This window comes from Chryseobacterium sp. WG23 (assembly GCF_024586575.1).
In the GTDB taxonomy this organism is placed as follows: domain Bacteria; phylum Bacteroidota; class Bacteroidia; order Flavobacteriales; family Weeksellaceae; genus Chryseobacterium.
The window spans coordinates 49227-74092 of the sequence record NZ_JALCZE010000007.1 but is presented as its reverse complement, the minus strand read 5'-3'; the positions used below and the strand labels follow the sequence as shown (position 1 = coordinate 74092).

At 39.9% G+C, this 24866-nt stretch carries 13 protein-coding genes; 2 read left to right on the top strand and 11 right to left on the bottom strand.

The window, feature by feature from the left end; all coding sequences use genetic code 11:
- Nucleotides 1-120 precede the first annotated feature (120 nt).
- From MP477_RS12055 to glsA, 11 genes are all read right to left on the bottom strand, one after another.
- Nucleotides 121-2289, bottom strand: coding sequence for a DNA/RNA helicase domain-containing protein (locus MP477_RS12055; protein ID WP_257190635.1), 2169 nt, complete (start codon nucleotides 2287-2289; stop codon nucleotides 121-123).
- 8 nt (nucleotides 2290-2297) lie between these two features.
- Complete coding sequence (locus MP477_RS12050) at nucleotides 2298-2624, bottom strand: nucleotide pyrophosphohydrolase (RefSeq protein ID WP_257190634.1); 327 nt, start codon at nucleotides 2622-2624, stop codon at nucleotides 2298-2300.
- Nucleotides 2625-2797: 173 nt separating this feature from the next.
- Nucleotides 2798-3256 carry a hypothetical protein gene (locus MP477_RS12045; protein ID WP_257190633.1) on the bottom strand — a complete coding sequence of 153 codons (459 nt, stop codon included), beginning with the start codon at nucleotides 3254-3256 and terminating at the stop codon, nucleotides 2798-2800.
- 71 nt (nucleotides 3257-3327) lie between these two features.
- On the bottom strand, nucleotides 3328-4581 hold the full coding sequence (locus MP477_RS12040; RefSeq protein ID WP_257190632.1) for a condensation domain-containing protein: 1254 nt from the start codon (nucleotides 4579-4581) through the stop codon (nucleotides 3328-3330).
- Nucleotides 4578-5849 carry a condensation domain-containing protein gene (locus tag MP477_RS12035; protein ID WP_257190631.1) on the bottom strand — a complete coding sequence of 424 codons (1272 nt, stop codon included), beginning with the start codon at nucleotides 5847-5849 and terminating at the stop codon, nucleotides 4578-4580. The genes MP477_RS12040 and MP477_RS12035 overlap by 4 nt, the downstream gene beginning before the upstream one ends.
- A gap of 89 nt (nucleotides 5850-5938) precedes the next feature.
- Nucleotides 5939-8341, bottom strand: a complete 2403-nt coding sequence (locus tag MP477_RS12030) for a glycosyltransferase (RefSeq protein ID WP_257190630.1) — start codon at nucleotides 8339-8341, stop codon at nucleotides 5939-5941.
- Nucleotides 8334-9116, bottom strand: coding sequence for an alpha/beta fold hydrolase (locus tag MP477_RS12025; protein ID WP_257190629.1), 783 nt, complete (start codon nucleotides 9114-9116; stop codon nucleotides 8334-8336). The genes MP477_RS12030 and MP477_RS12025 overlap by 8 nt, the downstream gene beginning before the upstream one ends.
- The gene (locus MP477_RS12020; protein ID WP_257190628.1) at nucleotides 9107-9406 is read right to left on the bottom strand and encodes an acyl carrier protein; all 300 of its coding nucleotides are present in this window, start codon (nucleotides 9404-9406) and stop codon (nucleotides 9107-9109) included. The genes MP477_RS12025 and MP477_RS12020 overlap by 10 nt, the downstream gene beginning before the upstream one ends.
- Complete coding sequence (locus MP477_RS12015) at nucleotides 9394-13632, bottom strand: type I polyketide synthase (protein WP_257190627.1); 4239 nt, start codon at nucleotides 13630-13632, stop codon at nucleotides 9394-9396. Before MP477_RS12015 ends, MP477_RS12020 begins: the two co-directional genes overlap by 13 nt.
- Nucleotides 13633-13651: 19 nt before the next feature.
- On the bottom strand, nucleotides 13652-20716 hold the full coding sequence (locus MP477_RS12010) for a type I polyketide synthase (RefSeq protein WP_257190626.1): 7065 nt from the start codon (nucleotides 20714-20716) through the stop codon (nucleotides 13652-13654).
- Between the two features lie 980 nt (nucleotides 20717-21696).
- A complete protein-coding gene (glsA, locus tag MP477_RS12005) occupies nucleotides 21697-22710 on the bottom strand; it encodes a glutaminase A (RefSeq protein WP_257190625.1) in 1014 nt (337 codons plus the stop codon).
- 581 nt (nucleotides 22711-23291) lie between these two features.
- On the opposite strand from glsA, the gene MP477_RS12000 reads away from it, so the two are divergent.
- Both MP477_RS12000 and MP477_RS11995 read left to right on the top strand, forming a co-directional pair.
- On the top strand, nucleotides 23292-23990 hold the full coding sequence (locus MP477_RS12000; protein ID WP_257190624.1) for a DUF1826 domain-containing protein: 699 nt from the start codon (nucleotides 23292-23294) through the stop codon (nucleotides 23988-23990).
- Between the two features lie 121 nt (nucleotides 23991-24111).
- Nucleotides 24112-24579 (top strand): cupin domain-containing protein, encoded by a 468-nt coding sequence (locus tag MP477_RS11995; protein WP_257190623.1) that lies wholly within the window; start codon nucleotides 24112-24114, stop codon nucleotides 24577-24579.
- Nucleotides 24580-24866 lie beyond the last annotated feature (287 nt).

Genomic DNA, 24866 nt, shown 5'->3' with positions numbered 1-24866 from the left:
TATTACTTAGTAGAGAGTGTGTTTGGATTCAATTTGTAATGCAGAATAAGATCTGTATTGATATAAAAAATCCAGTAGTGATAAATTTTAAATTATCTCTATCTATTCACTAAAAATAAATTACCTCAAAACCCTTATAAAAATCCCTAAGACATTAAAGTCAACAGTCTCTTCATCCCTAAGAATAATAGGTTTAAAGTTAGAATTATTTGACCTTGGTAATAATATTATTTCTTCATGATGCCAACCTTCTTCATCTGTCGTTTTTTTGCTAGAATATTCCTTAATTGTGTAATTACAGCCAAATTCTGTATCCGTGATATTTCTACTTTCAACTAAGGTAATTAATCCAGTACGTGATCCTCCTGTATATTTTTTAAACAGACAAATACTACCATTAGGTATAATTTTATTCATAGACTCACCTACCACAGTACAAGCAAAATAATCCTCTTTGTCAACTACTTCACTTAATTCTATGAATTTTACATTTTCCAGTTCCTGCAATTCGGAAAATAATCCTGCCGCAATATTTAGATCATAGAAAGGAATTGAATTTTCAGTAGGGATATCCATAAATTGTAATAAGTTTTCTTTTAGAGTAGGATTAAAAGGTTGAATAAATTGACTAAAGAAATGTCTTAAATTGTCATTACAAACATACATATAAGTTCCCTCGATCCCTCTCAATAATATTGTTTTATAAATACTAATAATGAAATCTAATAATTCGGATTCATTTTGAATAGAATTTTTTCCATTCTTATCCTTGTATTTTTGTTTGTCTACAGTGAATTTTCCAAGTTCAAAGTCATAATCCAATTCTGGGCCTATAATAATTCCTGCATAGTTAAGGTCATAGCCTTGTGTTGTATGGATGCATCCTACTTCATTAATAGAGTTTGGAGAGTTAATCCAATCTACAGAAATACTGTTCCATCTTAGTTTGTTTTCACCAATAATAATATCATATGCTTCAGGGTTTTTACTTGAAATCCATTCCCAAGCATATCCTGCGACTATTCTTGACAAACTATGAATTCCATTCTTCTTTTTTATCCGGTCAACCATTTCTGTCAGATCATTAAAAAGATAGAATTCGTAATCATCTGTTTTGTAATGCTCTAAAGGAAGCTTTGAGGGTTCGTCAAAAAGGGTGTGAATTAATTCTACATATTTATTTCCACCACGAACACGAAGTTGTGTCTTTAATTTTTCAACTCTTGTATAAAATTCTGATTCTAACTTTTTGAAACTCTCTTTAAGAGTGTCTGAGGGTTTTATAGATTGATATTGATCATAAAAAATGATTGATTTACTACTTTGCATAATAACCCAATCCAACTCTGAAGATGTAAATTTATTTAATCCTAACTTCTCAGAATTAGAATCAAATGTTCCAAAATAAGAACCTAAATTCACTCTCCTTCTCAGGCGGTGCCCTTCATCAACAATTATAAGATCATATTTATTTTTTGCCAATTCTGATGGTCCAATCACCATTTTAGCAGACAAACCATTCACATTTTTAAAAACATTAGAAATGGTTTTTCTAAATGAAGCCATAGGAATAACCAAAGCCATATTTAAATCAGCAAATTTGTCTTTCACCTCCTTTAGTAATGAAAAAAGCTCTTCATCTTCTTCATCAAAATCTGCATAATTAAAATCTTTTAAATTAGTTTTCAGTAATTTGAATAAAAAGATGGCTAAAATAGATTTGCCAGTTCCTGCTCCTCCATGAATGAGACTCACTTTAGCTTGTTCATCCAATAAACAGTTAAAAATCAGTTTCAAGCTTTTAATCTGTTCTTTAGAAAGAGATTTATAAGGTGAATATTTAAAAAGATCCGAGTTATTAAGATAATCTAGCGAATGTCGCGTAATGCCTAGCTGTCTGAGTTCATCCCAGATATCTTTGAATAATTCCCAGTATACTTTCTTTTCATGATATTGATGATTAGAAATTCCAAGATTACCATTTTGAAGTACATATTCGCCATCAGCTGAAATATACTTAATCAGATTTGCCTCCAAATCTAATGTAGCAGATTTATGGAAGAGATCACTTAAAATAAGATTTATTGAAGTAAGCTGTTTCTTTTCTTCCGACTTTAAATGTGTATTTATTCTAGTTATTACATCTGTGGTCTCTCCAACATAAGCAGATTTATTATGTTTATTCTTCAGTAAATAAACTATGGGCCAGGCTATATAATCTTTATGATTATTATTTATTTCTGTGAGGTGATCAAAGTTATATTCCTCTGTAATTGTAAAGTTTTTCATCTTAATACTTACAATTCATCGTACTTATTAGATTTCCCTTTTGCTTTGTCTACAGGATATTTTTCGCCATTTTTATGAAGCTTTTTTAAAATAATATTGTTGATATTTATATTATTTTTGTCTGCAAGAAGTAATCCATACATAAATACATCAGCTAATTCTTCTTCTAATTTATCTATATTAAATTCTTCATTTTTTTTCCATAGGAAAACTTCCAAAAGTTCAGACGCTTCAATGGATAAAGCTATTGCCAAATCTTTTGAATTATGAAACTGTTCCCAATCACGTTCATCACGAAATTTTATGAGTTTTTCTACTGTACTTTTGTCTATCATGAGTACTATTTAAAGGCGAAATTTGATTCAACCTTAAAAATAGTAAAACTTTAGCATAATCATCTTAAAAATATAGGTTTATTCGGTGAATTTTTACATATAGAGATTCATTCGAGGTTTCAAAGTATTACAATCATTTAATAAATAATGTAAAAAAGTATAATGATATTAGCCTAAACTACTGTCATGACACGACACATCCACCTCCTCAACCTCCACACCGGCAAATACACAAACACCACAGACAAAATCCCAGCCAGTATCCCCACCACCACAGCCATTGCCGTAGCATCCAGCTTATAATCCTTTGAAAAATTATACTGTCCTAAAAAAAGCATAGCTAATACCAAAGAACAGGTAATCACGCCATGCAGAATACTCAGTTTGGTCATTAACTTTTTAATATTCAACTGTTCATCTACGGTGAACTCAATGGCACCTTGTCCGGCAGCATCGGTTACTCTTTTGATGATATCAATCGTGAGGACAACGGGGAGAAATAGTGCCATGGGTAGGGTAAGGCGGGCCAGATTCTGTTCTCCGGAGAAGAAATGGGTGTAGCCCAATTCTTTAAAGCTAGCATAGGCGATAATGAAATTGAAGAATACATTGGGAAGGACATAATAGATCATCCGCTTTAATAAAAAGCGTTTGAGGGTGGTTTTCTTTAGTTTTTTAGGTGGTTTCGGTTTTATTTTAAATTTCATAGGGGCGAGGTCATCAGCTCGATGGCTTTATCTTTAATTTGATGGGCTTCTTCTTTGGGAAGGAAATTTTCATTGGACATAAAGGTGAAATCCATCTGTTGGTTGTAGGTGCTGGCTACCCAGGTATTGGAATTCAGCCATGGAAATGCCACCGTAGGACTGAGGATGGTTTCCACTTTAAAATGTCTGTACTCACTTGGGATATTGATTTTTCCCATATTGGATAGGGTAACATCATGTCCGCCTTCACTGGATTTCAGCATATTGATCATCCGGTCAACGATGGGGTGCATATGTTCACCCATCCACAGGAGTTCACGGGCTTCCATCGTATTGATTTTCTGAACGAGGTCTTTTTTAATTTCTTTGGCGTTGTTCAGGATGTTCCGGCTGCCTCTTTTCAGGGAAAGTTCCACTGTAGGAGCAAAAGCAAACAGATGGTCTTCTTTGATCTCCGGAATAAAATGGCGCACATCTACAGGGCTGATCACTTTACCTTTGGCTTTTTTGCCCTGTATATCCTGGAAAGCCTGCATTACGGAAGAACATAGTAAAGCATGAACGGAAATGCCATTGGCTTTACATTTTTCAGTAATGTGTTGGGTAGTGGCAGGATCCAGCTTCCAGTGAATCGCATAGTTGTTTCCTTTGTTTCTTTTTTTACTTTTTCGCTGGATAGAAAAGAATATCCTGGCGAATAATAAATAAAGCCTGGCTTTGTATTTTTTTCGGCCTGCATTGAAATCTGAAGGCAGAAAATCATCTACGGAATCAAATGCCTGATAGGAGACTAGTTCAGAGGATGGATCATCCAGCAATGTAAGGAGCTCGCGCATAAGGGTAACACCGGTGGTTCCGTCAGAAATACAGTGGGGCATTACCCACATGATTTCGGAGACTCCGTTTCCTCTGATCCATACTATCCTGGCCATAGGCGCTTTTTCTTCGTCAAATAAACGGAACCATTCTTTTTCAGACTCCAGCAGCCAATCCTGATCGGTCTGTCGCTCAACCATACGGAGTGGAATAGGAGTGATCTCTTTTTCTTCAGCAAAAAACGGATATTTTTCGCTTTGGGTATCTACCACCACCCGTAGTAAAGGGTGTTTCTGCTGGATTTTTTCCAGGGCTATCCTGAAGTTCTCCTCCTGGAGTTCTCCATTAATCCTGGCGGTAAACACACAGTTTAAAGGGGTATGAGGATCCACATACATGATCCTTTCCACCATCATTAGTTTTCTTCTGATCATGATACGGCGATATATTCCAGTTGTACTTTGATGATCTGCATCACTTCATCACGGATGGCCAATGCTTCGGTATAAGGAAGATATCCTTCACTTCCTACAAGGGAAAAGTCCATTTTTCCACGATAGGTAGAAACCACCATCGTCGTTGTATTCCCCAACGGACCAATGACTGACGGACTGAAAATAGTATCTACCGAAAACTCTTTATACTCATGAGGAATCTGGATGCGTCCCAGGTTGGAAAACATACAGTCGTTGGAGGATTTTCCGTTCTTTAGAAGCTTGGTGAAATTATTCAAAGCATCATGGCCGGATTCCATTACCATCATGGTAATATAAGGATTGAGCTTGGACGTTTTACGCTCTACAGAGGACTGCATGGAACGTAGGTTTTCCAGAAAACTCATCTTTTCATTGGAGGAAACCACAATCATCAGCCCAAAAGCGAAGATGTGGTCATTTTTGATCTGGGAAGCAAAACGTCTGATGTCTACGGGGCAGGAAATCTTGTTAAAGGCTGCAGATCCTTTTACTTTTCTGAATGCCTGAAGCAATGCCGCACTTAAAAACGTGTTCACGGTAACTTCATTGGATTTGCAGTAAGAAATCAGCTGCTGGCTTACCGATTCATCCACTTTCCAGTTAATCAGATAATCGTCCTGCCGGTCAACAGCTTTTTTACCTACAGGGATAAACCTGATGGCCGTTGCTGCCAGTCTGCCGATAAATTTAGCCTTCAGCTGCTGCTTAGGGCTGTTTAAAATATGGGCGGGAACGACATCCTGAATTCCCAATATAGGATTTTCTGTCCCAATATCAGTGGACGGATTATCGAGTGTTTTTAAAAATTCATCTAAAAAAGCCATTGCAGAGCCGCCATCACATAAACAGTGATGGAATGCAAAAAGCATATCTGAAACTTCCTCCCCTTTGATCCATACAAACCGGATCAGGGGAAGTTTTTCGTAATTGAACAGGGTATGCCATTCTTTCGTGGATTCTTCCTGCCATTGGTTTTCATGCTGGCGGGGTATGATCCGCACGGGAATGGATATAGAGGTTTCCTGTACATCAAACCATGGAATATTTTTTTCATCATGGATGATGAGTGCCCTCAGCCATGGATGTTTTTTTTGAATCTGGGCCAGGGCCCGCTGGATGTCTGCAAGCTTAAAGGTTCCTCTCAGCCTGAAAGGAATCACTGCATTGAAAGGTTCTGTTCCGTCTCCCAATAGCATACGTTCTCCGAATAACAATCTTCTTTTCATATGTAGATGTCTATCTTTTTTATTAGGTCATATGCAACCGCGTCGTTTTTATCAGTGTTGAGTCTGTAGATCATGGCGATTTTCATAGGCTATACAGAAGCTAATGTGGAATGTTCCTGTACAAAGTTTTCTAACAATTCTACCGCTTTATCGTTACCGCCCGCTGTATGGAAAGTATGCTGAACTTCCATAGCGGCAGCCCTGTATTTTGGATTTTCCAGTAATTCAAAAACGGTTTCACGAAGCGCTTCCACACGAAGTCGTTTGTATCGGATACTGATTCCGCAGTCGGCCTGTTCGATTAATTTGGCGATATGGAAATGATCATAAGCGATAGGCGTAATCAGCATAGGCAGTCCGTTTCTGAAGGTATCGTTAACGGTATTGAAACCACCGTGGCAGATCACCATATCTATTTGCTGCATGACCGCTGATTGAGGGACGAAACTGTTCACAATAAAGTTTGAGGGCCATTTTTCAAAGATCTCCGGTGGAGTAGCCGCAATCACTGTAACCGGCTGATCAGCAAATGCAGCAATAATCTTTTCAAAGAAAGCTTTTCTGATGTCCACTAATAATGTCCCTAAGGATACAAAGATCTTTGGAGTGATAGAAGCATTCAGCTTATCCCAGTCAAAAGGAGCATCATTGGGACGGCCTTTTACCGGACCTACAAATTTCATATGAGACGGAACGGTTTCAAAACCGGCAAAAGCCTGTGAGGTAAACACCATATTTAATTTATGAGAATGGATATAAATGCCTTCCTCATGGATGCCTACTTCTTTCTGAAGGTCCTTGATCAGGTTTTGCTGCCATTCCCAGATTTTTGGGGCAGATTTTTCCGTGTCTCCCATCACATCCGGTGGAACAGGGGTTGTGGTGACACAAGGGATATTATGTTTATGAGCGAAAAGGGCTCCTCCAAAACTAATACAGTCATTCACGATGACATCAGGTTTCCAGCTTTCTGTAAGACGGGTTAATCCCGGCATCATCATCTTGGCAAACGGGACGTAGGTTTCTTCCAGTGCCAGTTTCATCACTTCAGGTCCGGAACATGCCGGTCCGTCGTCCTGCCTTTTTAAAATACGGGCGATTTCATCCTGATACGGAATAAGGTCTTCTTCAGGATAATAATAAGAACCTCCTTCCGGAATATGTTTGCTGTCTAAAGGGGTAATCCCAAACCATTTTACTTCATGGCCACGCGCAATCAGACTCGCTCCTACACTTAAAGTAGGGCTGACATGTCCGAAGAACGGCGGCACAACAAATAAGAATTTAGACGGTTTCTCAGGTTTTGAAGCCCTTAATATAGCTTTTTCCAATAAATCTGCTGCAGTCGCTGAGCCTCCCGCTTCCACAAAAGACTGTCCCACTTTTTGGGCGGCTTCACGGTAGCCTGGATTATTTAAAATCTGATGGACGGCATCTCTCAGGTGGTTGGCTTTGAACCGGTTGAAGTTAAGACGTTCCCCTGCTTCTGTACGCACAACGCGTCCTGCCACATGTGACTGGTCGTAAGCGATAGGAATGACTACCAAAGGAATACCATTGGATAGCGTTTCGGAAACGGTATTGTGACCGCCATGGCAAACCACACCATCCAGATGAGGTAAGAGATCCAATTGAGGAACCTGCTGATACACCATAAAGTTTTCCGGCCACTGCTCGAAAAGTTGTGGATCAGAAACCACTACAACCGTTACATCTTCATCTTTAAAAGCATCAATAACCTTTTGGAAGAATGCTTTTTTATGATCGTGATCGAAAGTGGTTCCGATGCTTACTAAGATCTTTTTGTTGGTAGCGCTTTTTAATCTGTCCCAATCGAATTCACAAGAGATACGGCGCTCTGTAAGAACCGGACCTGTAAATTGGTACTGAGAAGGCAAATCCTCCATGTCACCAAAGAAATAAGTGGAGGTCAAAACAAGGGTCAACAGGTCAGAAGTAGCAAGGGAACGCTCTTCATTAACGCCAAGTTCTTTCTGTAAATCGATGATCTGATTCACTTCCCATTCGTGTACCTTGGGCAGCTCATTCATGATTTTAATGGCAGCCGGAGCAGTAACAGAAGTGGCATAAGGAATTCCCAGTGCTTTTGCAGCTATAGGTGCCGCAAAAAGCTGATGGTCTCCGATAATCAAATCAGATTGGTATGTTTTAAGTAGGGCAACGATACCTTTATAACAATGTCTGTTCAGAGGAATAAGGACATCTTCGTAAAGGAACTTGATGCTGTCTATTCCGTAGACTACTTTTTTTGAAATAATATCAAGATATTGTTCGCTCTCTTTCTTTTCTGCGTCAGACTGATCGTATTGGATCAGTAATAATTTTCCTCCTGCAGGAAGCTTAGCCTCCAAACTAGGGTCAAGGCTGATCCAGGCCACCTCATGTCCTCTTTCCAGCAGCGTAGCCCCGATGCTTAGAGTTGGATTGACGTGCCCGGTCAATGGTGGAACTATAAATGCAAATTTAGCCATGGTTTTGTGTTAAAATTTTAGATAAAAAATGAACGATAGTTTCTGCGATGAGATGAGGTTCCTGTATCGGGATATTATGATCACCGGGAATCAATTCAAGCTCGGAAGTGCTGATCTGTGTCTGCAACCATTCTCCTGTAGGCCTGCAGTTGGACTCTGAACCATACACTAACAAAGTGGGAACCGCCAGTTCGGTAAGAGGTGCCTCACCAAGAAAATGTTTTTCCCTGATCATATCTGCCTTAATGCTGGTCTGGTTAAACAGAAACTCATACATACGATGGTTTTTTTCCATCTGTCTTTTCCCCATCTGCACTTTGGTTGTATCCGTAAAATTGGCTACATAATGTTCAAGGAATTCCTTGCTGTACTCATCAATAATATTACGGGCCTTTTCGTCCTGAGGATCCGGTGCTTCCATAACAGCCAATTGGTTGACGCGATCCGGATATTCTAATGCTGTTTTCAAAGCGATAAGACCTCCGAAACTGTAGCCTACCAAATGTACTTTTTCCAACTGAAGATGATCTATTAAACTAATCAGATCGGATGACATGGTATCGAGATCATATCCATTGAGAAAACGCTCACTCATGCCGTGGCTTTTCAAGTCGTACATCACTACATGGAAGTGCTTTGCCAGGATAGGGGCAATATTAAAATAATAAATGGACAGATTGCTGAACATCCCGTGGATCAGCACCACGGTTTGTTCGGCATCTTTGTTGAGTTCCTGTATATGAACTTGCCTGTTATTGACAGTGATTATTGGCATTCGTAGATATAATTGATGATCATACTAAGGTCAAGATTGATCAGCTGGTCCAGGTCCATAGAGGACAGCCAACCGGTAAAATCAATCTGATCGCCAAAATGCGCTTTGATTTTTTCAGAAAAAGAGACAATTTCTATGCTGTCCATTTCCAAATCCCTGGTGAATGAACTTTCAGGAGTGATGTCCATTTCTTCTACAAATTCTGCGCCTATCACTTCAGTAATAAAACCTTTTAAAAGAGTAAATAGTTCTTCGTGGTTCAATTTTAATGTTGGGTTTACAATGTCCATCCGATAATATAATTTTGATGTTTAATAGTTTTGATTTCAATAGTGTTGATCCACAAGTGATCATCTTTTATAAGTTCGACTTCGAAGGCCTTAGGATTTCCTTTCAGTCCTGAACCCAGAAACTTTCCGTATGCTTCCTTGGCTACCCAGAAACGGGTCGTCCATTCTGCCTGATCTCTGTCTTTTAATAATGCTAATTCCTTTTCGGTAAATACCATGTCGTAGAATCCGGAGCTGCGCTCTTCAATGAGCTCCATATCGATTCCTACAGATTTTCCATACCGTGCTATTCCTACCGCATCTTTTCCTTTATGAGCCAGTGAGATATGAATATTTTCTGTAAAATCACTGATGAGGTAAGGTTTCCCCACTTCATCGGAACGGATTTCAAAAGTAATCGGGAAGCAGGCATGATCTTTTTCCTTGCGAAGAAGATTTCTTACGGCATCCTTTACGGCTACACGGCTTACCATCCAGTTTTTCTTTTTATTAGGCAATAGCTGCTGCTGAAATTGTTTTTCCGTTTGGTTGAAATATCTTTTGAGGATAAAATCCCACGAAGCCACTCTGGTATACGCCTGATGGAAAAAGAATACTTCAGGGGCAATTTCCTCCGAAAGGCGGTTGTGCAGCGGTGACATAGAAACATTCCATAACGCAGCATCGATTTCCAATCTTCTGTTTTGCCAGCCGGTGATGGCACACCAGACTTTTCCGTCTCTTGTAAGGACGATATTGGCTGTTGCAAATTCATCATTAAGCTCGGTAAGCATACAGGTACATTCAAAAATACCTTCCTGGTCATGCATATCACCAAAGAATTCAATGTCTCTGATCTTCACCGGGAATGCAATACGGTCTTTCACTAATGTAAGCTGCAGCCAAAGTCCGAATAATTGTCCTGCATTGTCCAGTAAAGAGCCTTTACCGCCATTTCCTTTGATCTTCCCTACAATACCTTTAGTTCCTACTGATGAAATTTCAGTAATTCCCTGATACTTTTCTCCGTGGAACATATGCATATCATAAATTTCTTCAGGAGTTCTTTCGATAGGCAAAAGATCACCCACGGAAAGGTTGAAGTCAGGGGTAGGTACCGGAGATGATTTTAAAATCACTTCTGCATTCGCAAAATTCTCGATGTCCAGGTAAGCATGGTGAGAGGAACGCCATTCTCCCTGTACTGTTTTTTCAAAAGGCTTGGCTACATTCATCCATTGGAAAACACTTACATTCATAATTTTATGAACCTGTGTTCCCGGTATTTCTGCTTCAGCAATTTCTGCCAGCTGCTCAAAAATCATGGTCATCGGGATGACCGGTTCCATATCAGCGACATGGGCCCATCCTTTAGGCTGTCTCAATAAACTGTGATCGATAAGATAAGGATGACTTTCAAGAGTAACATACATATCTTTGGAGAAATGGGTGCTTCTCGGTGCCTTAGCAGCTACAGGAGCCGGACGCTGGATAGTAATTTCCGGACGGTTCTGGAAAAGTGTTAGCACTTCTTCCTGCATACGGATCATATCTGCTACATTGTCCTGGAAGGCCTGTACAAGTGGATGGCCGCTTTTTGCAGCAATAGGCGAAGCGGTATATTGTTTGGAAGCCTCAAAAGAGGGAACCAGGCTTTTAATTTCTTTGAAATTACGGATAATAGGTGACCCCAATTCCAGTTTGATCCCTTTTCCTGATGGTTTTTTTTCCTGATTCTGAATCTCCAGAAAATCAAGGGCAATCGTCTTTCCTTCCACAAATAATGAAGCTACTACACGCTGCAGCTGAGACAGTGCAGATCGGGTAGGGACGCTGGAAGCAATCGTACTGAATGCTTTTCCTTTTAGGGTATCATCAATGAAACCAATCAGTCCTCCGGTACCCACCTGGATAAAGAATCTTGCCCCTTCCTCATAAAGCTTATCGGTCAGCTCCCGGAAGCGAACAGGTTGAACAAGATGCTCCGCACTCAGTTTTCTGATCGCATCCTGATCTGAAGGATAGGGCTCCAGGGTAGTGGCAGACCATAACGGGATTTTGGTCTTTTGGAATTGTGCCTTTTCCATACCCGCTAAAATCACATCCAGTTTATCAGCGATAAAAGGAGAGTGAAATCCGGACTGGAACGGCAGGATCTGATGGAAAATCTGTTTTGACTTTAAGAGAGGCACCACTTCATCCAATGCAGCATTACTGCCACACAGGATCACCTGGTTAGGACAATTGTCGTTAGAAACATAGATGTTTGAAATGCTGCTGATAAGAGGAATCACAGTACTCATACCGGCTCCGATCGCAATGAATTTAGAATCTTTTAATTCAAAGGTTTCAGGATTCAATACGTCGATCAGGGCTTTAACAGAGTTGGCTTCTGCCAATTCCGAGGAATATCCTGCCAGCCATTCTCCCAAGCTGTGTCCTGCATTCATATCAGGTATTATTCCCAGCTTTTTCAATGAATGATCAAGGATACTGCAGTTGTTGAAAATATGTAATGCGTCGTTTAGCAGGCCTTCGCCTTCATTTTCTATAGGAGCTGTTAAACCGAAATAACGGCTTACAGTATCTACTTCACCTTTGGTCAGACCGTCTAAGCCAGGGAATACAAAGGCCACTTTTCCGCCATCCTTTAATAATGGGGCAGAGGTATACCAAATATCCTGTTTATTTCTCCAGGTGATGTTCTTGGAAACTATTTTAAGTGCTTTTTCTATTCTTGCAGGGGTTGGATCGAATATCGCCACCCTGAAATTTCCTTCGCCTACTGTGCTGTCATTATTTTGTAATGCCGCAAGTAATTCTTCATGGGTAGGCCTTGCCAATAGCAATACATGGTCTTTCTTCGGCATATTATAGCCTTCAAGAACAACATGGGCATTGATTCCTCCAAACCCAAAGGCATTCACTGCTGCTACTTTTGGTAACCCTGTTTTTGACCAGTTTTTGGCTTCCTGAACAGGCTCGAATCTTGTGTTCTGCATATCTGCAGTCGGATTCTCACAATATAATGTAGGAGGCAGAGTATCATGATGTAGCGCCAGACAGGTTTTAATCAGTCCTGCGATTCCTGCAGCCGGCATGGCATGCCCGATATTGGACTTTACAGATCCTATACCTGCCGTGGGAGCCGTCTCTTCTTTTCCAAAGAATTGTGCTAAGGTCTGAAGCTCTGTTTTGTCTCCAAGAGGAGTTCCTGTACCATGGGCTTCAAGGTAACCGATTTGTTTTTTATCCAGTTCTGCATGGTTCCAGGCCTGTTCTAATGCTTTAAGCTGACCTTTCACAGATGGACTCATCACACTGGTGCCGTTACCGTCACTGCTTACGCCCACTCCTTTAATGACTGCATAGATTTTATCCTGATCACGTACCGCATCTTCCAGTCTTTTTAAGACAACGAAACCACAGCCTTCACCAATGAGTAACCCGTCAGCATCACTACTGAACGGTTTAATCTGCTGTTGATGTGACATCGCTCCCAGCTGGGCAAAAATACTCCAGAAAGCAGCATTTTGTCCGGTGTGTACTCCTCCTGCAATCATCATATCCGAACGACCCCGCTGAAGTTCCTGTACGGCGTGATCCACCGCAATTAAAGCGCTGGCACAGGCAGCATCCACGGTAAAGGCAGCCCCGCCCAAATTAAAGCGGTTAGCCACCAGTGAAGCGACAAGGTTGGGAATTAATCCCATGGCGGTATCAGCGGCAAAACGTCCTTTGCGTTCCTGGAAAGCGTGTTTTACCTTTTCAATATCCACAGAAGATACCTGAGGCAATAGCTCCTGCAGTAACGAAGAGATTTGTTCTCCGGTTCTTACAATTTCGATGGCACGGGTAGCTCCAGGACCGGTATAGTTTCCTTTACCGATGATAATTCCCGTTTTTTCAAGGGAGGTCTTTTTTTGAAAGACCCCGGCATCCTGCAATGCTTTCTGAACCAAATCAAGTGTTAGCAAATGATCTGGCTCTGTTCCTTCCACAGCCAATGGCAAAATACCAAATGCTGTAGGATCAAATTCATAATCAGGAATAAATCCCCCACGCTGACAATAAAAGCGGTCAACAGGGCTTGTGGCATCACTAAAGTGAACCGGATCTATCCTATCCGCCGGAGCCAATTGGGTAGAGTCTACTTTATTGACAATATTCTGCCAAAAAGTGTTGGCGTCCTGTGCCCCCGGAAAGACACAAGACAGACCAATTACAGCAACATCCGTTTTTTTCATACTTAGTTTATACAGAGGGTTACCAATTATTTCCTGACATGATCAGCACCTGGCTTTCAGTTCCGTATTTTATCTCATTAAGGAAGATCTCCTTACCTTCATCCAATGGGATTAAAGAGATACCGCGACGTTCATATTCTGTTTCCAGCGTTGATGAAACCATTCCGGCGCCTTTCCATGGTCCCCAGTTGATGGAAATTACTTTTCCTTTTAATCTTTTATTCAAAGCATTGGCATAATCATCCAATACACTGTTGGCCGCAGCATAATCTGTCTGGCCTTTGTTTCCATACACAGAAGCAATACTGGAGAAAAGAACCACAAACTGACAGTCTGAACGAAGTTGTTCTGCCAATACACGCAGAGGTTTTACCTTGGTGTCAAATACACGTCCGAAAGAGCTGGTTGTTTTCTGCTTGAATAATTTATCTTCTAAAAGACCTGCTCCATGAATTACTCCATCCAAACGGTCATACTTTTCATAAATATCGTTGATCAGGTTGCTTAATCCATCTTCATCACAAAGATCTAATGACTGGTAAACGATTGTATTTCCAAGCAGTTCCATATCGCGGATGGTACGAAGGATCTGATTGTTTTTGAATATTCTTACGGTCTCTTTTTCTACTTGGGCAGGAGAAGTGAATGTAGCAGATTTAATAAGATGAGCTCTTATTTCCTCTTTTGTTTTCATCGCTTCAAATTCTTTCAGATCAGAAGCTCCCTCTCTTGGGTCAGCGGATCTCCCCACCAGAATATATGTACAAGGATAGGCCTGTGACATGTGTTTGGCAAGTTCGGCTGTGATTCCCTGTGCTCCTCCAAGAACTAAAACAACAGACTTTTGATCCAGTTGAATATGTGCTTCTTCCAGGCTGGTGGACAATGGGGATGGGATGATATCTACTTTGTGTCGCTGTTCGTCTTTATAAATAACCTCTGCAGGTTTATCATTGGTCAGGATTTCCTTTACAGTGATCTCTGCAATCTGATGGACTGCCTGAGGAGTGCTCAGACTGATCAGCCTGCAGGTAGTATGATCAAATTCTCTGGCTAAACTTTTGAACAGACCAGGATATCCCTGATGGTGGCGTAATATACGGGCATCATTGATTTCCTGAAGGTGTGCCGGAATATCTGAGATAAGATAGACCCATTTAGCTTTATCGAAATCCATTTTTTTAATAAGATCTACATGGTCAATAATGCTGTGCCTCACTGCAGCAGAGAACATATCCAGCATGATCAGTCCGTCAAAGCCGGAAAGGTCTTTTTCTGTACCTACCAATTCTGCAATAGCACCATGTTTTTCTAATGCTTCTTTGATTGCTGAGGCCTGTTGGCTATTGTCCTGGGTGATGGCAAAGCGTTTCCCATGCAATACTTCTGTATTTTGCAGTAAAGAAACATCTGTTGGGGTAATATCAAAACGAAGACGGGATAATATATTTTGTGTCGGTTCAGAAGCGACAGCCTCCTTAGCTTCAGTTTTGATCTCGTTGGTTTCACTACTCATATCGCTGATCCAGCTTGCCAGCCCGCGAAGTGTTTTAATAGCAGCTAATTTTTCCATAAGATCATCGGCCTGCTCAAGGTTTTGACCAAATCCGATTTTGGTTTTAAGATCTCCGATAATTTCCATACGCTTAATGGAATCAATACTAAGGTCTGCTTCCAGATCTAAGTCTAATCCCAGCATTTCTTTTGGATATCCTGTTTTTTCACTGACAATAGTCAGAATGGCATTTTGAAGGTCTTCAAGAGATAATGCAGACTGAGCCTGAGGTTTTGAAGCCCGAGTTTCCGTTGTTGTTCCGTTTTTTTCTGAAACAGATGCTGTTCCTGCTCCTGAGTACTCGGTAAGCCATGAAACCAAACCACTCAGGGTTTTTATTCCTGCTAACTGTTCCATTACAGTATCTTCGTTGGTATTGCCATTGGTCAGGGTACCCAGTTCATTACGAAGTGTTCCTATGATTTCAACTCTTTTGATTGAATCAATACTTAAGTCAGCTTCCAGGTCCATTTCCATACCCAGCATTTCCTGTGGATAACCTGTTTTATCGCTTACTACCTGTAGCAGTAAAGATTTGATATCTTTTGCAGGAGCCTGTTTTACCTGAGCTACGGCTGCCGGAACCTCCTGACGAGCAGGCTGGACAGGAATTGCCACCATCTGTTGACCGGCAGGAACCTGAATTGGTGAAGTATAAACAGGGGCCGGATGTACCTGAGGATTCTGTCCCATAAAGGAAAGCATCACATCCCGTTGCGCCTGTATCATTAGTTTCATGCTGTTTAAATATTCCTGCAGCATACGTTCAGCTGTTGATAAGCTTTCAGTGGCAGGTGTTTGCTGATCATTAGTAAAATTATTCATGGCAATAGGAGTTAAAATTGGTAATGCACCATTGGAAGGCAGTGTGCCTGTAGTTGGATGTGCAGTTTGTCCATTAACCCGCCAAATGGCAGGGTTTTTCTTATAAAGCTCAGGCTGATTAATGTCGATAAGTTTAACGTTACGGCCATCAAAAAGCTTAGTGATATTAAAGCTACGTCCTGTACCCAGGTATTGGGCAAGCATGCAAAGCAGGTGGGTGAATTTATTACGACTGCTGTCTTCAACATACAGGGTCAGCTGGTCTTTTTCAAGACATGATTTCGCCAATCCGGTAAGTACTTTTCCTGGGCCTACCTCGATGAAGATTCTTGCTCCATCATTATACATTGCTTGCATTTGCTCCACGAATCTTACAGGCTGTACCAGGTGTTCGGTCAATCTTTCTTTGATGTCTGACGGATTCGGTGGGTATACTTCTGCTGTCGTATTAGACCATACAGGGATCTGCATTTCCTGGAAAGGAACGTCTTTTAATACATCAGCATATAAACCTTTAGATTTTGTCAATAATGGACTGTGGAATGCACATGCCACTTCTAATTTTTTAGCAGAAATACCTTCCTGTTTCAGGACTTCCAGTAATGCATTGATTGCTGGTGTGCTTCCTGCGATAACACACTGGGTAGGCGCGTTGAAGTTAACCGGATAACATCCTTCCACCTTAGCAATGATTGGCTGTAAGCGTTCGTGAGTGGCACTTGCTGCTAACATTGAACCGGGATCTCCACCTTCTACTGAGTCCAGAATAGACTGGGCTCTCCGGATACTTAAATCTACTAATTGATCTTCTGCAAATACACCTGAGAAACATAAAGCCGGTAATTCACCATAGCTGTGACCAGCCAGCATATCAGGAATGATTCCCAATGATTCTAAGAATTTGGCCAATGCAAGATCAACAATTCCCAATAGCGGCTGTGCCAAACGGGTATCTTTAATGGTTTCTTTCTGTTGTTTTAAATCCGCTTCATTAAATGTTGTAGAAGGGAAAACCACTTTTTCAAGCTCCGGATAGCTGTCGATAATCTTGCGCATTGCCGGGAAGACTACAAATAAATCACGAGCCATATTGATTCTCTGGCTTCCTTGTCCGGGGAATGTAAAGGCTACTTTACCTTCTTTTTTATTAACGGTGAAAGTATCTTTAGTTTCGATTCCTAATAAAACCAATTCAAGCTTCATCATTAGATCTTCAGCCGTATCTGCAACGATACTGAACTGAATGGGTTTTTCTGAACCGATGCTTAAGCTATAAGCGATATCTTTTAATGGAATTCCATCATTGATTTCCAATAAGGTTTTGATCTGGCTTGATTGTCCTTTAGCTTCTTCATACGTATCCCCGCGGAATACAAATAGTTCTGAAGGCCACGACTGCATCGCGATAGAATCATCTTGTTTTGGGTGATTAGCAATAACGGTGTGGAAGTTCGTTCCTCCAAATCCAAAAGCACTGATTCCTGCATAGCGGTTTTTCTCAGTCCATAATCCTGTTTCAGCATGGAAAGAGAATGGGCTGGTTTGTGCGTTATAATAGGCATTGGGTTGCTTAAGATGAAGGGTAGGAGGTTTCACTCCATGGTAAACAGCAAGGGAAGCTTTGATTAAACCAGCTAATCCTGCAGCGCACTTGGTGTGGCCAATTTGAGTCTTCACAGAACCTAAATGAGTCTGTCCCGGTAATGCACCTGAACGGCTGAATAAGTTTGTTAAGGCACTTAATTCTGTTTTGTCACCCACAACAGTTCCTGTACCGTGAGCTTCTACCAATCCTACAGATGCAGCACTGATTCCAGCCTGAGTGTAAGCGCGTTCTAATGCTCTTACCTGACCTACTTTTCTGGGAGCAGTTAAGCCAAGGGCTTTACCATCACTGGATCCACCAACACCTTTGATTACAGAGTAGATACGGTCTCCGTCATTGACGGCATCTTCATATCTTTTCAAAACAAGGATTGCGATTCCTTCTCCAAGGGCAATTCCGTCTGCGTCACTGTCAAATGTTGCACATCTTCCTTTTCTGGAAAGAGCGTGGGTGCTTGAGAACATCAGGTAATCGTTGATTCCGTTGTGTAAATCTGCACCTCCGGCAAGAACCATATCTGATTTTCCTAATACCAGTTCCTGGCAAGCCAAATCTAAAGCTGCCAAAGAAGAAGCACAGGCGGCATCTACGGTGAAGTTTCTTCCCCCCAGATCTAAACGATTCGTAATCCTACCTGCGATTACGTTGGCCAAAATACCCGGGAAAGAGTCCTCTGTGGTATGAGGGAAGGCCTCTTTTACTTCTTCATGAAGCTCTCCGAAAACCTGTTTGTAAAAACCTCTGAAACTGTAGCTGTTGGCAAGGTCATTACCTCCTTCAGCTCCAATAATGACAGAAATATTTTCTCTGTTAATATGTTTTTCTCCATATCCGGCGTCTTCCATTGCCCGTTTGGCAACTAATAATGTTAACAATTGTGTAGGTTCAATGGCTGCAAGGGATTGTGGAGGAATTCCGAATGCCAACGGATCGAAATCGATTTTTGGGATAAAGCCACCCCATTTTGAATGGGATACATCCGGTCCATCTGAGTCCGGGTGGTAGTAAAGTTCTTTATTCCAGCGTTCATCAGGAACCTCTGTAACACTGTCTTTTCCTAAAATGATATTTCTCCAGTATTCTTCCAGGTTTTTGGCACCCGGGAAAATACATTCCATACCAACGATAGCAATGTCCAGTGGTTTTTCGCCGGATATTGGCGCTTCCGGTAATGCTGCGGATTGAATATGTTCATAATTGTCAATGACATTTTGATGAAGGGCAGCCAGTGAAATAACCCGGTTATGCATGGTGGCAATCTGTCCGATCATATACATTCCTAAATCCAGCTGTTCGCTTTTAGGAATCGTAACCAACTGGTCTCCCTGACGCTCTATGCCTTTGGCGGCAATTCTGAGACGGCCTACATTTAGTTTTTCAAGCTGTTCCCAGACTTGCTTTTTATCCATTCCTGCTGCCAGAAGTTTGGTTTTTTCTGTATTGAAATGCTGAGCAAATGCAGTATTTAGACAACGGGTTTCGTGTCCGGGAGCGGTTTCCAACAGGACAGTGTCTTTTGCCTGCATAGCCTGCAACTGGAATTCCTCCTGGATAGCTCCGGTAAGTACCGCTTCCTGAGTATAGAGATAAGCCGTTCCCATCAATACACCAATTTTTACACCTCTTGCAGCAAGTGGTGCGGCCATAATAGAAACAAATGCTGTTGAAAATGAATTGTGGATTCCTCCTGCAAAAAACACACTGATGTTTTCAGGATGTTCTTCTTTTAAGATACGTTCAATTTGTTTTTCCCAAAGGACCATGCTTGAAAGCGGTCCCACGTGGCCCCCACATTCACGTCCTTCAAATATAAAATTCTTTGCCCCTTCTTTCAGGAAAATATCCAGCAGGGCAGGAGAAGGAACGTGCAGGAAGCTTTTTATTCCTGCCTTTTCAAATACTTTGGCCTGAGCGGGTCTTCCACCGGCAATAAGTATTACAGGAGGTTTTGCCTCCAATATATAAGCGGTTTGCTCTTCTCTTAATTCTTGTGGGGCAAATCCTAAAATCCCTACGCCCCATGTTTTTTCACCGGCCAGTTTTTTGGTTTCCATTACCAAAGCCTTTGCCGATTCACCTTTCAGTAAGGATAAAGCCACAAAAGGCAATGCTCCGGCTTCCGCTACAGCATTGGCAAATAAAGGAACATCACTCACGCGGGTCATAGGCCCCTGGGCGATAGGATAACGTAAGCCAAGTTCCTGAGCCATTGAATTGTCCTTATCTATCACCTGAAGTGCTTTTGCCTGTTTCAAATGACCGTACATGGCTTCTTTAAATCCAAAAACCATTTTTTTCAATGTTTTGAAATCCTCATAGAGATCTGTTGCCAGCGAAATATCCTGTCCCATTGGGATATAGCTCTTGCTGAGGTCAAAATCGATGAAATATTTTCTAAGGTCTTCGGCCGTGATATTTTCCGGTAATACCGGTGAATTGGGTCTTACCAATACACGGTGGTTGGCTATAATTCTTGTTTCTGTTCCATTTAGTTTTGAACAGACTTCTTTGATATCCTGAGGTACCGAGCTTTCAGGGAAAAGGGCAAGCTGGCTATCCAGTATAACACCTGTGGCTCCCAATGCCTTTACAGCTGCTGCGGTGTGGAGGCCAATTCCTCCCTGTACCCATACCGGGATGTTCGTAATTTCTTTAATAACACGCTGAAATAATACAAAAGTAGATTCATAACCTACCTGGCCGGCAGCTTCATTTCCTTTGATAATAATCCCTTTTGCCCCTGATCTTTCGGCTTGTATTGCCTCTTCGACACTGCTTACCTGATAAACGACAGGCAGCTCGGAAGAGAAATTAATGGAGGTTCCGAATGGAAGAATAGCAAAGCTCACTTTTTCCGGAATTCTGAGAGAAGTAAAAGTAGTATTAGAAATGTAAATACCATAAGAAGGTATATTGGTCTGGTCAAGCCGGTTCAATGCTTCCTGAGCGGTCATCAATTCATGCCCCAAGCTTAGGACAGGAAATGCGCCTGCGTTATGCAATTTAGGCATAAGGCTAACATCCGGTTTTTCAAAAGGAGTTAGTCCAATAATGGTTAAGTTTTTCATTGCTTTGTTGATATTAGCATGAAATTCCATAACAAACCTGCTATACCCATGGTATACAAGTAGTTGTTTGCTATAAGTGGAATTTAAAGTAGTTAGTTTTTTGTAATATTTTTAATTATAATAGTGATCTAATGATAATTTACTAATATTGAGTGGATTAGCCGTCCGGAGAATGTCAGCCAGGTATTTGGTTGATGTAAGATTGTTGATGTCCAGCTTTGCGAGGGGCTTTCGCCCAAAAATAGTCAAGTTTTTCATAGCATTTATGGTATTGAAATATGGATATAGATTTTCATAACAAAACACTAAAACCTACTGGCATAATAAGTGTTTGTTTATTATGAGGGAATAAAAGTAATAAATTTATATTATATCTTTAATCATAAATACAATTTGATAATAATTTTTTAACAAAAAAATTCTGATTGTTCAAATGCTATTAAAGTATACAATTTATATTTTTATTCTCGAAAACAGGCTGGTACAATCTGAGAATACACAATTATAATCATTTATAATTGTAATAATGTTAGGCAAAGATAGCAATAAAAAATAAAATATTTCAATAATAAGAGATTTGTTTTTTTTATATTACGAAAAGATAATATAAATAATAACCGTGTAAAATACACGAAAATCTGATGTTTCAAAAAATGAAATGAAACAGTATATTTTAGTAAAAATGAATTTTATAGTCTTATCTTCCTATTCCAGAATACATTGGGTAATTGGTTAAATAATTATATTATGATGTAACAGAAATTAAAAGATAATGTAATTTTGTGATATAATAATGCAATTAGCCCTGTGATAGGAATGCTGGATGCAAAAAAAAGCAGCATTTAGCTGCTTTTTTTATAAAAAATATAGAAAGATAATAGTCTTGTAAGGTGAACTGAATTACTGCTTTTGTATTGCATATGTATTTGCTATTCAGGAGGTAAGTGTTACGCTAAAATTATTTATATTTTAATTCAATAGGATTAATATAGTGAAAAATTAAAATAATCTTAAAATATACTTAAACCGTATTGTTTCACCAGATCCAGAATCATGTGATATCCTGCCAATGAATTTCCATGCTGATCCAATGCAGGGCTGAAAACACCAATCCCCATTTTTCCGGGAACACTTACTGTGATTCCGCCTCCTACGCCCGATTTGCTTGGTAAGCCTACCATACGGGAATATTCTCCACTGAATTCGTACATGCCGGCAGTAAGCATTTGGGATTCTATTAATTTTGAAATTTCAGCATTTTTATAGGTAACATCTCCATCAAAACGAACACATTGGTTGGCAAAGAAATAACCAATCTTAGCCAGGTCTTCCGCTGTAAGTTCAATAGAACACTGTTTAAAATAATTGTCAAGCTGATCTTCATTACCTGTAATCAAACCGTTATTTTTCATGAGATAGAACATTCCGCGATTACGGTGTCCTGTAGATTTTTCCGATTCATAAACCGATTTGCTGTAATCAATGCTTTGATTTTTAGTGATGTATCTTACCATATCCAAAATTTTAAGAAAAGGCTTCTCACCGTCACCGGAAATTAAAGAAGTGGTAAGGATTGCTCCTGCATTCATCATGGGATTTAGAGGTTTCCCCGTGGTTTCCAGATTAGAAAAATGGTTAAAAGGTTTGTCGGATCCGAAATACCCCATTTTATCAAAAACATTAGCTTCTCCTTTTTCATTTACCGCAACCATTAATGCTATGATTTTAGAAATGCTCTGCATGGTAAATTTTTTTTGTGTATCCCCTGCATTAAATATCTTTCCATTTTTCTCAACTACAGAAAAAGCAATTGCTTTGGCATCCATTTTTCCTAATTCAGGAATATAATCTGCAACTTTCCCCTGGGTGTAATAGGATCTGTTTTTTTCAAGGATACTGCTTAGCGTTTTTTCGGATATGGTTGAAATATCTGCTGTTTTTTGAGCGTAAACTACCGTATGTAAAGAAAGAAGTGTTGCTGTAAAAATTCCTTTTGCAGAAAATAAAAAGCTATTTTTTTTCATAGAGAATAAATGTTTAGATAAGTCTTGAAAAACAAAGATAAAGTATTTCATCTTCGTTGGCAATTCTTCTAAAGCTACAGCCTTTTGTGTAAACCAGTGAGAATACTCTTTAATTTTTTTAGGATTCCATATTTATAATGACCCAACCTTATATAGTTGAATGCAACAGGGCTGGCTCAAGGAAATTGCTTTCTTTTTTAATAGCTCTTTTTTTTTTCATTTCAAATTCTCTTACTACTTCTGGCGGTTCTCAGTTTCCTATTGGCATCTGCTGATATAATGGAGTCTGAAATATATCTTTCATGAGCATAGTATTCAGATTTCTTGTTGTCAACAGAAAGAACCACAACTTCTGATATTTAGACTCCTTATCAGCAGAGTCGGGAGCGTAGAGTATTCGTATATAAAGCCTTTGTGCTGACTAAAAATGAACGCCTGCGAATAAAAAAGACATAAGCAGGATGATTAGAGGGTGTATTAATTGCTTGCGGTTGATAAAATAACTCAAATCTTAACATGATCTTCTAAGCTATTCCTTATTTTTGCAAAGAATTAAACGGCTAAATTGTTTATTTTAAAATATGGACAGGATATTTTTTGACAACAGTCAAATTGGAGTAGTCTCTACTTTTTCCGAACTCGTCAATACAGATTTTTACGGCGCTATGAATGCTATTTGCTGGAAAAGGAATTTGAATGGGGATTTTAAAGAAATTGTATCTAAACTTCAGTTAAAGGAGAATGTGACAGAAGTATCTGCTGAAGACCTTTTGGCACTGCAGCTTTCAGAAAGGGGTAGTGCCGCAAGAGAAACGATCTTAAATGATTTACAGTTATTAACCGATTTTGGAGCCTTACCTTCTCTCAATTTGCTTCAATGCTATGACCGGGATGAAGAGCTGGATTTCTTCTCTACAGACGTATATTCTTATCATGTAGATCGTTCACCCATTGGAACAAATACTTTTTTATGTACCTACCATGGGGCTGCAAGTGAGATCTTACCCAATGAGCAGGCTATACAGAAAATCCTGATTCCTGAGATCCGGGAAAAGCTTAAAGAACTGCATGACGGTCCGGAAGCAGAATTTGAAAATTTCCTGGAAGAATATTTCTTCGATCTGCATTATCAGCCTAAACCTGGTGCAGAACCTGCCAATCTGGGAGTAGGTCATCTTTGGAGGCTGGCGGTAGATCATCCGGCACAGCAGGTCCTGCCTTGTATCCACAGGGCTCCCATTGAAAAGAATGGTGAATACAGGCTGCTGTTGATTTGTTAAATCATATACCTTATTTTATTAAGTCTTAGTAGAAAAAAAACTACTGAAAACCATTTTGTTGTCTTTTTATATATTTTTTGGTACATTGATCTTCATTATTATAAATTAATAGGTAACCCACATGGCTGATACACTTATATTGTCTGAAGGAGCAGAGTTTGATCACGTGATACAGGAGGTCTCAAAATACATCCACCTGTATGTAATGGCATTTGAAAAAAGTGAGCGTACCATTACACGTATAGATAAACGTGAAAACATGTATGGCGGAAATGGAATTGTATATATGATACAGATGTTCGGTCATAATGAATTGGCTAATAACCGCCTGGCTGCTTATATGGTTTTATTAAATAACGGTGACGAATCCGGATTCCATACCCACAATGAAAAGAATGAAGAAGAATTATATGTGGTTGTACATGGAACAGGAGAATACCGTGAGAGAACCGGAATACAAGGATCTGTTCGTAAAAAAACACTTCAAAAAGGAGATATTACCGCTATCAGCTCCATTGGATATCATTCCATTGAAAATACAGGAAATGAACCGTTGATTATGTTTGTTATTACTACTAATAATCCATAATAGTATGGATGGTTATTTTTGATACAGAATAATTCCTGACCTAAAAAAAACTGAAACCTCAGAGAATCCGATAGATGGCTTTAGGTAATTCTCATATTATTTTCAGGGTTTCTTATTTATTTTCTTAATCCTTTGTGAACGTACATACACCTTTGGATCAATTTATTGTTGATCAGGTTTTAAATATACTGTATAGATAATTTCTTTCAGGCCTGTCACTTTTTGAGACAGGCTTTCTTACTTGATTTTCAAATAAGTTTTTTTTGTTTCTGTTAAGGGTACGGCTA